General features: G+C 58.9%; 15 protein-coding genes. All 15 read left to right on the top strand.

Annotated features, from left to right (window positions below):
- Positions 1 to 22: 22 nt before the first annotated feature.
- The gene (gene iscU / locus EAH78_RS16440; protein WP_003443374.1) at positions 23 to 409 is read left to right on the top strand and encodes a Fe-S cluster assembly scaffold IscU; all 387 of its coding nucleotides are present in this window, start codon (positions 23 to 25) and stop codon (positions 407 to 409) included.
- Between the two features lie 34 nt (positions 410 to 443).
- Positions 444 to 767 carry an iron-sulfur cluster assembly protein IscA gene (gene iscA, locus EAH78_RS16435; protein WP_123435026.1) on the top strand — a complete coding sequence of 108 codons (324 nt, stop codon included), beginning with the start codon at positions 444 to 446 and terminating at the stop codon, positions 765 to 767.
- An 8-nt stretch (positions 768 to 775) separates the two neighbouring features.
- Positions 776 to 1,297 carry a co-chaperone HscB gene (gene hscB, locus EAH78_RS16430; RefSeq protein ID WP_027922751.1) on the top strand — a complete coding sequence of 174 codons (522 nt, stop codon included), beginning with the start codon at positions 776 to 778 and terminating at the stop codon, positions 1,295 to 1,297.
- Positions 1,298 to 1,348: 51 nt separating this feature from the next.
- Positions 1,349 to 3,211 carry a Fe-S protein assembly chaperone HscA gene (hscA, locus tag EAH78_RS16425; RefSeq protein WP_140668439.1) on the top strand — a complete coding sequence of 621 codons (1,863 nt, stop codon included), beginning with the start codon at positions 1,349 to 1,351 and terminating at the stop codon, positions 3,209 to 3,211.
- A gap of 3 nt (positions 3,212 to 3,214) precedes the next feature.
- On the top strand, positions 3,215 to 3,556 hold the full coding sequence (gene fdx, locus EAH78_RS16420) for an ISC system 2Fe-2S type ferredoxin (RefSeq protein WP_133840209.1): 342 nt from the start codon (positions 3,215 to 3,217) through the stop codon (positions 3,554 to 3,556).
- Positions 3,557 to 3,570: 14 nt separating this feature from the next.
- Complete coding sequence (iscX, locus tag EAH78_RS16415) at positions 3,571 to 3,771, top strand: Fe-S cluster assembly protein IscX (RefSeq protein ID WP_017340315.1); 201 nt, start codon at positions 3,571 to 3,573, stop codon at positions 3,769 to 3,771.
- 92 nt (positions 3,772 to 3,863) lie between these two features.
- Positions 3,864 to 4,289 carry a nucleoside-diphosphate kinase gene (gene ndk / locus EAH78_RS16410; protein WP_007916882.1) on the top strand — a complete coding sequence of 142 codons (426 nt, stop codon included), beginning with the start codon at positions 3,864 to 3,866 and terminating at the stop codon, positions 4,287 to 4,289.
- Positions 4,290 to 4,317: 28 nt separating this feature from the next.
- Positions 4,318 to 5,460 (top strand): 23S rRNA (adenine(2503)-C(2))-methyltransferase RlmN, encoded by a 1,143-nt coding sequence (gene rlmN, locus EAH78_RS16405; RefSeq protein ID WP_027922755.1) that lies wholly within the window; start codon positions 4,318 to 4,320, stop codon positions 5,458 to 5,460.
- Between the two features lie 17 nt (positions 5,461 to 5,477).
- The gene (pilW, locus tag EAH78_RS16400) at positions 5,478 to 6,236 is read left to right on the top strand and encodes a type IV pilus biogenesis/stability protein PilW (RefSeq protein WP_140668438.1); all 759 of its coding nucleotides are present in this window, start codon (positions 5,478 to 5,480) and stop codon (positions 6,234 to 6,236) included.
- Complete coding sequence (locus EAH78_RS16395; protein WP_140668437.1) at positions 6,236 to 7,291, top strand: RodZ domain-containing protein; 1,056 nt, start codon at positions 6,236 to 6,238, stop codon at positions 7,289 to 7,291. Before pilW ends, EAH78_RS16395 begins: the two co-directional genes overlap by 1 nt.
- Before the next feature lie 3 nt (positions 7,292 to 7,294).
- Positions 7,295 to 8,404, top strand: coding sequence for a flavodoxin-dependent (E)-4-hydroxy-3-methylbut-2-enyl-diphosphate synthase (ispG, locus tag EAH78_RS16390; protein WP_045057725.1), 1,110 nt, complete (start codon positions 7,295 to 7,297; stop codon positions 8,402 to 8,404).
- Between the two features lie 37 nt (positions 8,405 to 8,441).
- Positions 8,442 to 9,731 (top strand): histidine--tRNA ligase, encoded by a 1,290-nt coding sequence (hisS, locus tag EAH78_RS16385; RefSeq protein WP_140668436.1) that lies wholly within the window; start codon positions 8,442 to 8,444, stop codon positions 9,729 to 9,731.
- 40 nt (positions 9,732 to 9,771) lie between these two features.
- Positions 9,772 to 10,413, top strand: coding sequence for a tetratricopeptide repeat protein (locus EAH78_RS16380; RefSeq protein WP_123435022.1), 642 nt, complete (start codon positions 9,772 to 9,774; stop codon positions 10,411 to 10,413).
- Positions 10,406 to 11,557, top strand: a complete 1,152-nt coding sequence (bamB, locus tag EAH78_RS16375) for an outer membrane protein assembly factor BamB (protein WP_140668435.1) — start codon at positions 10,406 to 10,408, stop codon at positions 11,555 to 11,557. The genes EAH78_RS16380 and bamB overlap by 8 nt, the downstream gene beginning before the upstream one ends.
- Before the next feature lie 140 nt (positions 11,558 to 11,697).
- Positions 11,698 to 13,167: a ribosome biogenesis GTPase Der gene (gene der, locus EAH78_RS16370; RefSeq protein ID WP_140668434.1), complete on the top strand. Its 1,470-nt coding sequence runs from the start codon at positions 11,698 to 11,700 to the stop codon at positions 13,165 to 13,167.
- The last annotated feature ends 75 nt before the right edge of the window (positions 13,168 to 13,242 follow it).

Raw genomic sequence — 13,242 nt, 5'->3', positions numbered from 1 at the left:
TGATGAGTGAGGATTAAGCATCATGGCTTACAGCGAAAAGGTCATCGACCACTACGAAAACCCGCGCAACGTCGGCAAGATGGACGCGGAAGATCCTGATGTCGGCACTGGCATGGTTGGCGCTCCGGCGTGCGGCGACGTTATGCGCCTGCAAATCAAGGTCAACGAGCAAGGCATCATCGAAGACGCCAAGTTCAAGACCTACGGTTGCGGTTCGGCTATCGCCTCCAGCTCCCTCGCTACCGAGTGGATGAAGGGCAAGACCCTGGACGAAGCCGAGACCATCAAGAACACTCAGCTGGCTGAAGAACTGGCTCTGCCGCCAGTGAAAATCCACTGCTCCGTACTCGCAGAAGACGCTATCAAAGCGGCCGTTCGTGACTACAAGCAGAAGAAAGGCTTGATCTGACTTTCAGGTTTTGGCGACGAGTAAGGAGTCACCGATGGCTATCAGCATGACAGAAGCGGCTGCTCGACACGTGCGGCGCTCCCTCGACGGGCGCGGCAAAGGTGAAGGGATTCGTCTGGGTGTTCGCACCACAGGCTGTTCCGGCCTTGCCTACGTGCTGGAGTTTGTCGACGAGGTGGTTGAAGAGGATCAGGTGTTCGAAAGTCACGGTGAAAAAGTGATTATCGACCCGAAAAGCCTGTCCTACCTGGACGGCACCGAACTCGATTTCGTCAAGGAAGGGTTGAACGAAGGCTTCAAGTTCAACAACCCCAACGTACGCGGTGAATGTGGCTGCGGCGAAAGCTTCAACATCTGAGGCTTGTCGTGGGTACTCCTTGTCATTTCGCTTTATTTGAGCTGCAACCGAGTTTCAATCTGGACCTCGATCAGCTGGCTACGCGCTACCGTGAGTTGGCGCGCAGTGTTCATCCGGACCGCTTTGCTGACGCTTCCGAGCGTGAGCAGCGGTTGGCGCTAGAGCAATCCGCGAGCCTCAACGAGGCCTACCAGACGCTCAAAAGTCCGCCCAAGCGCGCGCGTTACTTGCTCGCCTTGAACGGTGGCGAGCTGCCGCTGGAGGTCACGGTGCATGATCCGGAGTTTCTGCTGCAGCAGATGGAGCTGCGGGAAGAGCTCGAAGACCTGCAAGACAGTGCCGATCTGGCCGGTGTTGCAGCGTTCAAGCGTCGCTTGAAAACCGCCCAGGATGTACTGAACCAAAGCTTCGCGGCTTGTTGGAATGATGCGGCGCACCGTGAGCAGGCCGAACGCCTGATGCGGCGCATGCAGTTCCTCGACAAGCTCACCTACGAAGTGCGCCAGTTAGAAGAGCGCCTCGACGATTAACCCAGTGCCGCTCCGGTCGCACGCCTGATATACAGATAAGTCCTGATACCAATGGCCCTACTGCAGATCGCCGAACCCGGCCAAAGTCCTCAACCGCACCAGCGTCGTCTGGCTGTGGGGATCGACTTGGGCACTACCAATTCGCTGGTCGCTGCGTTGCGCAGTGGTCTTTCCGAGCCTCTGGCCGACGCTGACGGGCAGGTCATCCTGCCGTCTGCGGTGCGCTATCACGCTGATCGCGTCGAAGTCGGCGAATCCGCCAAGCTGGCTGCCGCCACAGATCCTTTGAACACCGTGCTGTCGGTCAAGCGCTTGATGGGTCGTGGTCTGTCCGACGTCAAGCAATTGGGCGATCAACTGCCTTACCGCTTTGTCGGCGGCGAATCGCACATGCCGTTCATCGACACCGTGCAGGGGCCGAAAAGCCCGGTCGAAGTCTCCGCCGATATCCTCAAAGTGCTGCGTCAGCGCGCTGAAGCGACGTTGGGTGGCGAGTTGGTCGGCGCGGTGATCACCGTTCCCGCCTATTTCGATGATGCGCAGCGTCAAGCCACCAAGGACGCGGCCAAGCTGGCCGGTCTGAACGTGCTGCGTTTGCTCAATGAGCCAACCGCGGCCGCAGTGGCTTACGGTCTGGATCAGCACGCTGAAGGCCTGGTCGCCATTTATGACTTGGGCGGCGGCACCTTTGATATTTCGATTCTGCGCCTGACCGGCGGCGTGTTTGAAGTTTTGGCTACCGGCGGCGACAGCGCGCTGGGCGGCGATGACTTCGATCACGCGATTGCTGGCTGGATCATCGAGAGCGCCGGTTTGTCCGCCGACCTCGATCCGGGCGCGCAGCGTCAACTGTTGCAAACAGCCTGCGCTGCCAAAGAAGCGCTGACCACCGCCTCGTCGGTTGAAGTGGCTCATGGCGGCTGGAAAGCCGAGCTGACCCGCGAAGCCTTTGATGCGCTGATCGAGCCGATGGTCGCGCGCAGCCTGAAAGCCTGTCGCCGCGCAGTGCGTGACTCCGGTGTCGAGCTGGAAGAAGTGCATGCAGTGGTCATGGTTGGCGGCTCGACGCGTGTGCCCCGCGTTCGCGAAGCGGTCGCTGAAGCCTTTGGTCGTCAGCCGCTGACTGAAATCGATCCGGATCAAGTGGTGGCCATCGGTGCCGCGATCCAGGCCGATACCCTGGCTGGCAACAAGCGCGATGGCGATGAGTTGCTGTTGCTCGACGTGATTCCGTTGTCCCTGGGGCTGGAAACCATGGGCGGCCTGATGGAGAAGGTGATTCCGCGCAACACCACCATCCCCGTCGCTCGCGCCCAGGACTTCACCACCTACAAAGACGGCCAGTCGGCCATGGCGATCCACGTGTTGCAGGGTGAGCGCGAGCTGATCAGCGACTGCCGCTCCCTGGCGCGTTTTGAATTGCGCGGCATTCCGGCGATGGTGGCCGGTGCGGCGAAGATTCGCGTGACCTTCCAGGTTGATGCCGACGGTCTGCTCAGCGTTTCGGCCCGTGAATTGGGTTCGGGCGTTGAAGCGAGCATTCAGGTCAAGCCGTCCTACGGTCTGACCGATGGCGAAATCGCCAAAATGCTCAAGGATTCGTTCCAGCACGCCAATGACGACAAAGTCGCCCGTGTACTGCGTGAGCAGCAAGTCGACGCACAGCGCCTGATTGAGGCGGTGCAGGCGGCTCTGGAGGCTGATGGCGAGCGCTTGCTGGATGCCGAAGAGCGTCTGGTCATCGACATGCAAGTGCAGGAATTGACCGAACTGATGAAAGGTACCGATGGTTACGCCATCGAGCAGCAGACCAAGCGTCTGTCGCAAGTGACCGATGCCTTTGCTGCCCGCCGCCTGGACTCGACGGTGAAAGCCGCGCTGGCGGGGCGCAACCTGAATGAAATCGAGGAATAACTGATGCCGCAGATCATTTTTCTGCCTCACGCCGAGCATTGCCCGGACGGGATGGTTGTCGAGGCTGAAACCGGTAAGTCCATTCTCGAAGTGGCTCATGACAACCATATCGAGATGGAAAGTGCCTGTGGCGGCGTTTGCGCCTGCACCACGTGTCACTGCATCATTCGTGAAGGTTTTAACTCGCTCGAAGAAGCCGATGAGCTGGAAGAAGACTTTCTTGATCGGGCCTGGGGTCTGGAGCCGCAATCTCGTCTAGGCTGTCAGGCGATTGTCGGGACTGAAGACCTGACCGTTGAAATTCCGAAATACTCGCTCAACCATGCGGCTGAAGCGCCGCACTGATTCAAGGAAGTGACATGAGTCTGAAATGGGTTGATGTGCTGGAAATCGCGATCCAGCTGGCTGAATCCAAGCCGGAAGTGGACCCGCGTTACGTGAACTTCGTCGATCTGCACAAGTGGGTGCTGGCATTGCCGGAGTTCAGTGATGATCCGACCCGCGGTGGCGAGAAGGTGCTTGAAGCCATTCAGGCTGCCTGGATCGAAGAAGCAGACTGAGTCTGCACCGTACGCAGTTAGGCAATACCCAAGAACCCGCGTATAATTCGCGGGTTTAATTTTTCACAAATTACCGTTTCTGGAGTTACACCATGGCTGTTCAACGTACTTTCTCCATCATCAAGCCTGACGCTGTTGCTAAAAACGTCATCGGCGAGATCACCACTCGTTTCGAAAAAGCAGGCCTGCGCGTTGTAGCTTCGAAACTGAAGCAACTGTCCAAAGCTGAAGCTGAAGGCTTCTACGCTGAGCACAGCGCTCGTGGTTTCTTCGGTGACCTGGTTGCTTTCATGATCTCCGGCCCGGTTGTTGTTCAGGTTCTGGAAGGCGAAAACGCTATCGCTCTGAACCGTGAGCTGATGGGCGCTACCAACCCTAAAGAAGCTGCTGCCGGCACCATCCGCGCTGACTTCGCTGACTCCATCGACGCCAACGCCGTACACGGTTCGGACTCCGAAGCCGCTGCTGCTCGCGAAATCTCGTACTTCTTCGCAGCTACTGAAGTAACCACTCGCTGAGCATTAGCTTAAGAGTGAAGGTGAATCCATGACTACATCGACTGTAAAAACTAACCTGCTGGGTCTGACTCAACAGGAAATGGAAAAATTCTTCGACTCGATCGGGGAGAAGCGTTTCCGTGCCGGTCAGGTAATGAAATGGATTCACCACCTTGGCGTCGATGATTTCGACGCCATGACGAACGTCAGCAAAGCCTTGCGCGACAAGCTCAAGGTGATTGCTGAAGTTCGCGGTCCTGAAGTGGTCAGCGAGGACATTTCCACCGACGGCACCCGTAAGTGGGTGGTGCGCGTGGCGTCCGGCAGCTGCGTCGAGACCGTGTACATTCCCCAGGGCAAACGCGGCACTCTGTGCGTTTCGTCCCAGGCAGGCTGTGCCCTGGATTGCAGTTTCTGCTCCACCGGCAAGCAAGGTTTCAATAGCAACCTCACCGCCGCCGAAGTCATCGGTCAGGTGTGGATTGCCAATAAATCGTTTGGCAGCATCCCGGCGACTGCCGACCGTGCCATCACCAACGTGGTGATGATGGGCATGGGCGAGCCGCTGCTGAACTTCGACAACGTCGTCGCGGCCATGCACCTGATGATGGACGACCTGGGCTACGGCATTTCCAAGCGCCGAGTGACCCTGTCGACCTCCGGCGTGGTACCGATGATCGATGAGCTGTCCAAGCACATCGACGTCTCCCTGGCGTTGTCGCTGCACGCACCAAATGACGCATTGCGTAACCAATTGGTGCCGATCAACAAGAAATATCCGCTTAAGATGCTGCTCGAGTCGTGCCAGCGCTACATGTCGTCCCTGGGCGAAAAACGTGTGCTGACCATCGAGTACACCTTGCTCAAGGACATCAACGACAAGGTTGAGCATGCCGTTGAGATGATCGAGCTGCTCAAGAACATCCCGTGCAAAATCAACCTGATTCCGTTTAACCCGTTCCCGCATTCCGGTTACGAGCGCCCGAGCAACAACGCGATTCGCCGGTTTCAGGATCAGCTTCACCATGCAGGCTTCAATGTCACCGTACGCACCACCCGCGGTGAAGACATCGATGCCGCGTGTGGCCAATTGGTAGGACAGGTGCTGGATCGCACCCGTCGCAGCGAACGTTATATCGCCGTGCGCGAGTTGAGCGCCGAAAACGATATGGCTACAAACGCTGCGAAATAATTAAAGAGAGGATCTCTATGTCCCTGCGCTTCGCGCTGCTTTTGCTGTGGGCCAGTCTATGTACTGGTTGCGTCCTGTCGGGCGATTTCAACCCGATGAAGACCAGCAAGGGGCGCGATGAAGCGCGTGTGGCCTATGTGCAGTTGGGGTTGGGGTACTTGCAGCAGGGCATGACTGAGCGCGCCAAAGTCCCGCTGAAAAAGGCTTTGGAACTGGATAACTCGGACCCTGATGCCAACGCCGCGCTGGGTCTGGTGTTCCAGGCCGAAATGGAGCCGGAACTGGCCGACCAGCATTTTCGCAAGGCGCTGTCCTCCCGCCCCAACGACGCACGAATCCTGAACAATTACGGCAGTTTCCTGTTCGAGGAAAAACGCTACAAAGAGGCGTACGAGCGCTTTGAACAGGCCGCCGCCGATACGCTGTATCCTGAGCGTTCGCGAGTATTCGAGAACCTGGGCATGACCGCTTCAAAGCTGGGCGAGCGTGATCTTGCACAGCAGCAACTTGAAAAAGCCCTGCGTTTGAATCGCCAACAGCCACGTGCATTGCTCGAAATGGCTGAGTTGTCCTTCGAAGACAGGCATTATGTGCCCGCGCGTGACTATTACGATCGTTTTAGCCTGCTGGCCGAGCAAAATGCACGTAGTCTATTGCTCGGCGTTCGGCTGGCAAACGTGTTCGAAGATCGCGACAAGGCCGCAAGTGCAGGCCTGCAACTAAAACGACTCTATCCCGGTACGCCGGAATATCAGCAATACCTGTCGGAGCAATGATGAAAGCGGCGCATCCCGAAGTTGTAGCAGCGAATCGCGTTAACCCCGGTGAGACTTTGCGCCAGGCCCGCGAAAGCAATGGCTGGTCGCTGGCCGAAGTGGCCCTCAAGCTCAACCTCACTGTTACCTCCTTGAGCAATCTTGAAGCCGGCGCATTCGACAAGCTGCCTGGGCATACTTTTGCTCGCGGTTATATCCGTGCGTACGCCAAATTGCTCGGCATGGACCAGGCCGTTCTTGTCCAGCAGTTCGACCAATCCACTGGCACCGATTCCAAGGGCAGCAGCGTTCACAGCCTGGGGCGTATCGAAGAGCCGGTGCGGGTTTCCCATACCATTTTGCGCATCGTCAGCCTGTTGTTGCTGATCGCGGTGATTGGTGGCGGTTTTGTCTGGTGGCAGGATCAAGCCTCACTGCGCAACAAGGATTTGACCAGCCTCGCCCCGGAACACGTTGAAGTGGAAGGCGCCGACGGCACCACCCAGATCCATCCGCTGGACGAGCCGGAAGACCAGGCCGTCGCGCAAGGTCAGGCTGAAGGCTCTACTTCGCTGGCATTGCCACAAGCAGAGACCTCCTCTGAAGCCCCGGCTGAAGCTGAAGCAACCGCGCCTGCTGCTCCGGTAGCACCGACGCCGGTAGCTCCGACGCACAGCGCTGCGCCAGTGGTTGTCGCTCCAGCGCACAACACTGCCCCTGTGGTTGCAACACCGACTGCTCCGGCGCCGGCTGTTCCCGCGGTTCCGGCACCGGTAGTGACCGCTCCGGTTGCTCCGACTGCCCAAGCTCAGGTTGCGTCGGCTCCAGTGGCCGGCCAAGGCCAGGTTCAGCTGCAGTTCACCGCCGATTGCTGGACGCAAGTGACCGATGGCACCGGCAAAGTGCTGTTGAGTGGTCTCAAGCGTAAAGGCGATAGCGTTTCCGTCAGCGGCAAGCCGCCGTTTGCCGTGCGCCTGGGCTTTGCCCGTGGTGCACAGGTCAGCTACAACGGTCAGGCGGTTGATGTCGCTCCGTTCACCAGTGGCGAGACTGCTCGCCTGAAGTTGGGTCAATAAGTCATGCACGGCGAATCTCCAATCAAACGTCGCGAATCCCGCAAGATCTGGGTCGGTAACGTGCCTGTTGGCGGCGATGCGCCTATCGCTGTGCAGAGCATGACCAACAGCGACACCAATGACGTCGCCGCCACCGTGGCCCAGATCAATCGTCTGGAAGCCGCTGGCGTCGATATCGTGCGCATTTCCGTGCCAGACATGGATGCCGCCGAAGCCTTCGGCAAGATCAAGCAACTGGTTAAAGTGCCGTTGGTGGCCGACATTCACTTCGACTACAAGATCGCCTTGCGCGTAGCCGAACTGGGCGTCGATTGCTTGCGCATCAACCCGGGCAACATTGGTCGTGAAGATCGCGTCCGCGCGGTAGTCGATGCCGCCCGTGATCGCGGGATTCCGATCCGCATCGGCGTCAACGCCGGCTCCCTGGAAAAAGACCTGCAGAAGAAGTACGGCGAGCCGACCCCGGCGGCGCTGGTCGAATCTGCCCTGCGTCACGTCGAGCACCTCGAGCGCCTGAACTTCCAGGACTTCAAGGTCAGCGTGAAGGCCTCCGACGTGTTCATGGCCGTCGAAGCTTACCGCCTGCTGGCCAAGGAAATCGTCCAGCCGCTGCACTTGGGCATCACCGAAGCGGGTGGTTTGCGTTCAGGCACAGTGAAATCCGCCGTGGGCCTCGGTATGCTGCTCGCCGAAGGGATTGGCGATACCATTCGCATCTCGTTGGCGGCTGACCCGGTCGAGGAAGTGAAAGTCGGCTACGACATTCTCAAGTCCCTGCATCTGCGTTCCCGTGGCATCAACTTCATCGCCTGCCCGAGCTGCTCGCGGCAGAACTTCGATGTGGTCAAGACCATGAACGAGCTGGAAGGGCGCCTCGAAGACCTGCTGGTGCCGCTGGATGTCGCGGTCATCGGATGCGTGGTCAACGGGCCGGGTGAAGCCAAGGAAGCCCATATCGGCTTGACCGGCGGCACACCCAACCTGATTTACATCGACGGCAAGCCGTCGCAGAAACTGACGAATGACAATCTGGTGGATGAGCTTGAACGCTTGATCCGCCAGAAAGCGGCCGAGAAGGTCGAAGCTGACGCTGCCGTTATTGCGCGTGGCTGAGCCGGACTCAAGAGCCGAACGAATTTAAGGATTTATTGTGAGCAAGTCTCTGCAAGCCATTCGTGGCATGAACGACATCCTGCCCGAACAGACTCCCCTGTGGCGTCATTTCGAGGGCACCGTTTCGCGTCTGCTGGATAACTACGGTTACAAGCAGATCCGTATGCCGATCGTCGAGTTCACCGAGCTGTTCAAGCGCTCCATCGGTGAAGTGACCGACATCGTCGAAAAAGAGATGTACACCTTCGAAGATCGCAACGGCGACTCCCTGACCCTGCGTCCGGAAGGCACGGCTGCGTGCGTGCGTGCAGTGCTTGAGCACGGCATCACCGGCGGTGGCCAGGTGCAGAAACTCTGGTACATCGGCCCGATGTTCCGTCACGAGCGTCCACAGAAAGGCCGTTATCGCCAGTTCCACCAGATCGGTGTCGAAGTGTTCAACCTCGACGGTCCGGACATTGATGCCGAGCTGATCGTGTTGACCTGGCGCCTGTGGGGCGAGTTGGGCATTCGTGATGCGGTCAAGCTCGAGCTCAACAGCCTGGGCACTGCTGAATCGCGCGGTCGCTATCGTGAGGCGCTGGTCGAGTTCCTGTCCGGGCATCTGGACAAGCTGGACGAAGACAGCCAGCGCCGTCTGAAGACCAACCCGCTGCGGGTTCTGGATACCAAGAACGCCGACACCCAAGCGATCCTCGTCGACGCGCCGAAAATGGCCGATTACCTGGACGATGAGTCCCGCGTGCACTTCGAGGGCCTCAAGGCTCGTCTGGACGCCGCCGGCATTCCTTATGTGATCAACCCGAAGCTGGTTCGCGGGCTGGATTACTACAGCAAGACCGTTTTCGAATGGGTCACCGACAAGTTGGGCGCCCAGGGCACCGTGTGTGCCGGTGGTCGTTACGACGGTCTGGTCGAGCAGATGGGCGGCAAGCCGACCACGGGCGTTGGTTTCGCCATGGGCATCGAGCGTCTGGTGCTGCTGCTTGAGACCCTGGAGCAGATCCCGGAAGAAATCTCCCGTCAGGTCGACGTCTACCTCTGCGCCTTCGGCGAAGCGGCGGAACTCGCCGGCCTGACCCTGAGCGAACGTGTCCGTGATCAATTGCCCAACCTGCGCTTGCAAGTCAATGCCGGCGCCGGCAGCTTCAAAAGCCAGTTCAAGAAGGCCGACAAGAGCGGTGCGCTGTATGCGCTGATCCTCGGTGACGATGAGATGGCCCAGCAAGTGGTAGGTTTCAAACCCCTGCGTGGCCAGGGCGAACAACAAAGCATTGCCTGGGATGCGCTTGCTGCACACCTGGCCACCTGCGTCGTGCAGGGTTGAAGCTGTCAAACAGCTGATTTAGCGATTAAGGAGTATTGGGGTGTCGAGTACCGAAGACGAACAACTGGCGGATTTGAAGGACTGGTGGTCACGCAACGGCAAGCCCCTGGTTACTGGCGGCCTGCTGGCGCTGGTCATCGTGTTCGGCTGGCAAGCCTTTCACAAGTATCAGAGCAATCAGTCGCAAGGCGCCTCGATGCTCTATCAGCAATTGCTCGAAACCACGCTGACACCTGACGGCAAGCCCGACGCAGCCCGTGTTGCCGACCTGGCTGGCAAGCTCAACAGCGAGTTCGCCGGCAGTGCCTACGCGCAATACGGCAGCCTGTTCGTGGCGAAAGTCGCGGTCGACAGCGCCAAGCTGGACGACGCCGCCACCGAGCTGAAAGCCATTATCGCCAAACCGGCCAACCCGGCGCTGGGTGAAATTGCCCGTCAGCGTCTGGCGCAGGTACTGGCCGCGCAGAACAAGGCCGACGAAGCCCTGAAGTTGCTCGAAGGCGATGCCGACAAAGCATTCCTGGCCACTCGCGAAGAACTCAAAGGCGACCTGCTGGTGCAGTTGGGTCGTACCGACGAAGCGAACAAGGCGTATCAAAAAGCCAAGGCAGCGCTGTCGGATGAAGCGGCGGTCGGCGGTCTACAAATCAAGCTGGACGATCTGGCCAAAGGGGATGCGTGACGTGATTCGTTGGAAACATGCAGCATTGCTGGCCCTGGCCATTTTGGCCGCGGGTTGCAGCAGCAACAGCAAAAAAGAATTGCCGCCTGCCGAGCTGGTCGACTTCAAAGAAGAAGTGGTCCTGCACAAGCAGTGGAGTCGTTCGATCGGTGACGGTCAGGGCGAAACCTACAACATGCTGGTACCGGCGATCGATGGCGACACCATCTATGCTGCCGACGTTACTGGCGTGGTGGTCGCGATGGATCGCAGCAATGGCGACGTCAAATGGAAGAAAGATCTCGAACTGCCTGTTTCCGGCGCCGTTGGCGTGGGTTACGGGCTGGTCATGATTGGCACGCTCAAAGGCGAAATCGTTGCCCTGGACGCGATCAACGGTGAAGAGAAATGGCGCGCTCGCGTGACCAGTGAAGTCCTCGCACCGCCGGCCAACAACGGTGACGTAGTTGTGGTTCAGACTCAGGACGACCGTCTGATCGGTCTGGATGCCGCGACCGGCAACCAGCGCTGGTTGTATGACAGCACCCCTGCGGTCCTGACCCTGCGCGGCACCAGCGCACCGATCGTCACCAACCGCCTCGCGGTGGCTGGCCTGTCGACTGGTAAAGTAGTCGCTCTCGACATTTCCAACGGCGTGCCGGTATGGGAACAACGGGTAGCGATTCCACAGGGTCGTTCGGAACTGGAGCGCGTGGTCGACATCGACGGCGGTCTGCTGCTGTCCGGCGAAACCCTGTACGTCGCCAGCTACCAGGGTCGCGTTGCGGCACTGGACCTGCAAAGCGGTCGTCAGCTCTGGCAGCGTGATGCTTCCAGCTATGCCGGTGTCGCCCAGGGTTTTGGCAACGTCTACGTGAGCCTGTCTGCGGGCACTGTTGAAGGCGTCGACGAGCGTTCCACCACGGCATTGTGGAGCAACGACTCGCTGGCCCGTCGTCAACTGTCGGCTCCGGAAGTGTTCTCTAGCTACGTTGCAGTCGGCGACATGGAAGGCTACCTGCACCTGCTGAGTCAGGTGGACGGTCGTTTCGTCGGCCGCGAGCGCATCGACAGCGACGGCCTGCGTGCCCGTCCGCTGGTGGTGGGTGACACGATTTATGTGTATGGCAACAGCGGCAAACTGGAAGCCCTGACCATTAAGTAAAGGTTTGACTATGCTTGGGGTTTAACCCCCAAGCGGCCTTGTTCTGCAAGGCTTGCGGCGCCCTCAAGCGTTGCCCCGAGCACCAGCCGCTGCCTCGCAGCGGCTTTTGTATTTTCTGAAATAACGAAGTGGAGAGCCGCATGGTTCCCGTAATCGCCCTGGTGGGCCGACCGAACGTCGGCAAGTCCACCTTGTTCAACCGCCTGACCAGGACTCGTGACGCCATCGTCGGCGACTTGTCCGGTCTGACCCGTGATCGCCAATACGGTGAGGCCAAGTGGCAAGGGCGTTCCTACATTCTGGTCGACACCGGCGGTATCTCCGGTGACGAGCACGGTATGGACGAAAAAATGGCCGAGCAGTCGCTGCTGGCCATTGAAGAAGCAGATGTTGTTCTGTTCCTGGTAGATGCCAAGGCCGGTTTCACCGCCGCCGACCAGATGATCGCCGAGCATTTGCGCAAACGTAACAAGCGTTCCTACGTGGTTGCCAACAAGGTCGACAACATCGACCCTGAAATGGCCCGCGCTGAGTTCGCCCCGTTGGGCATGGGCCACGCGATTCCAATCGCCGGTGCTCACGGTCGCGGCATCACCCAGATGCTGGAAATCGCTCTGAGCACCTTCCCGAAAGATGAAGATGAGTCGGAAGAAGGCGAAGAAGAGATCGTTGCCGAAGGCGAGGAAGCCAAGCGCATTCCTGGCCCAAGCGAAAAAGACGGGATCAAGATCGCGATCATCGGCCGTCCGAACGTCGGCAAGTCGACCCTGGTCAACCGCATGCTCGGTGAAGACCGGGTCATCGTGTATGACGAGCCCGGCACCACCCGCGACAGTATCTACATCCCGTTCGAGCGTAACGACGAGAAGTACACGCTGATCGACACAGCCGGTGTGCGCAAGCGCGGCAAGATCCACGAAGAAGTTGAAAAGTTCTCCGTGGTCAAAACCCTGCAAGCGATCAAAGACGCCAACGTGGTGATCTTCGTCATGGACGCCCGCGAAGGCGTGGTGGACCACGACCTGAACTTGCTGGGCTTTGCCGTTGAAGCCGGTCGTGCGCTGGTTATCGCGATCAACAAGTGGGACGGCATGACGCCGAGCGAGCGCGACTTCGTGAAGGTCGAGCTGCAACGTCGACTGTTCTTCGTTGACTACGCCGACATTCACTTTATCTCGGCCCTGCACGGCACGGGCGTTGGCAACCTCTACGCCTCCGTACAGAACTCGTTCAAGTCTGCGGTCACTCGCTGGCCAACCAACCGCCTGACCACGATTCTGGAAGATGCGGTTGGCGAGCACGCGCCACCGATGGTCAACAACCGCCGGATCAAGCTGCGTTACGCCCACTTGGGTGGTGCGAACCCGCCGATCATCGTGATCCACGGTAACCAGATCGAGAAGGTGCCGAAGTCTTACGTTCGTTACCTGGAAAACACTTACCGGCGTGTCTTGAAGCTGGTCGGTACGCCGATCCGCATCGAGTTCAAGGGCGGCGAGAACCCGTTCGAAGGCAAAAAGACCACGCTGACCGACCGACAGGTCAACAAGAAGCGTCGCATGATGTCGCACCACAAAAAGGCCGACAAAAAGCGCCGCGATAAGAAATAGAAGCAGCTTTAAGTTTCAAGCTGCAAGCTTCAAGTTAACGCAAGAAAGGGTCCTGTTCGGGGCCCTTTTTTGTGC

The sequence above is a fragment of the Pseudomonas arsenicoxydans genome (assembly GCF_006438915.1).
GTDB classification, from domain to species: Bacteria; Pseudomonadota; Gammaproteobacteria; order Pseudomonadales; family Pseudomonadaceae; genus Aquipseudomonas; species Aquipseudomonas arsenicoxydans_A.
The sequence above is the reverse complement of the archived record's forward strand: the minus strand, read 5'-3'. Positions and strand labels throughout refer to the sequence as shown.

Coding starts and splice junctions, on each gene's coding strand:
- EAH78_RS16395 (WP_140668437.1), top strand. CDS start 6,236: ATGAAAGCGGCGCATCCCGAAGTTGTAGCAGCGAATCGCGTTAACCCC.
- iscU (WP_003443374.1), top strand. CDS start 23: ATGGCTTACAGCGAAAAGGTCATCGACCACTACGAAAACCCGCGCAAC.
- hscA (WP_140668439.1), top strand. CDS start 1,349: ATGGCCCTACTGCAGATCGCCGAACCCGGCCAAAGTCCTCAACCGCAC.
- pilW (WP_140668438.1), top strand. CDS start 5,478: ATGTCCCTGCGCTTCGCGCTGCTTTTGCTGTGGGCCAGTCTATGTACT.
- ndk (WP_007916882.1), top strand. CDS start 3,864: ATGGCTGTTCAACGTACTTTCTCCATCATCAAGCCTGACGCTGTTGCT.
- iscA (WP_123435026.1), top strand. CDS start 444: ATGGCTATCAGCATGACAGAAGCGGCTGCTCGACACGTGCGGCGCTCC.
- rlmN (WP_027922755.1), top strand. CDS start 4,318: ATGACTACATCGACTGTAAAAACTAACCTGCTGGGTCTGACTCAACAG.
- ispG (WP_045057725.1), top strand. CDS start 7,295: ATGCACGGCGAATCTCCAATCAAACGTCGCGAATCCCGCAAGATCTGG.
- iscX (WP_017340315.1), top strand. CDS start 3,571: ATGAGTCTGAAATGGGTTGATGTGCTGGAAATCGCGATCCAGCTGGCT.
- bamB (WP_140668435.1), top strand. CDS start 10,406: ATGCGTGACGTGATTCGTTGGAAACATGCAGCATTGCTGGCCCTGGCC.
- der (WP_140668434.1), top strand. CDS start 11,698: ATGGTTCCCGTAATCGCCCTGGTGGGCCGACCGAACGTCGGCAAGTCC.
- fdx (WP_133840209.1), top strand. CDS start 3,215: ATGCCGCAGATCATTTTTCTGCCTCACGCCGAGCATTGCCCGGACGGG.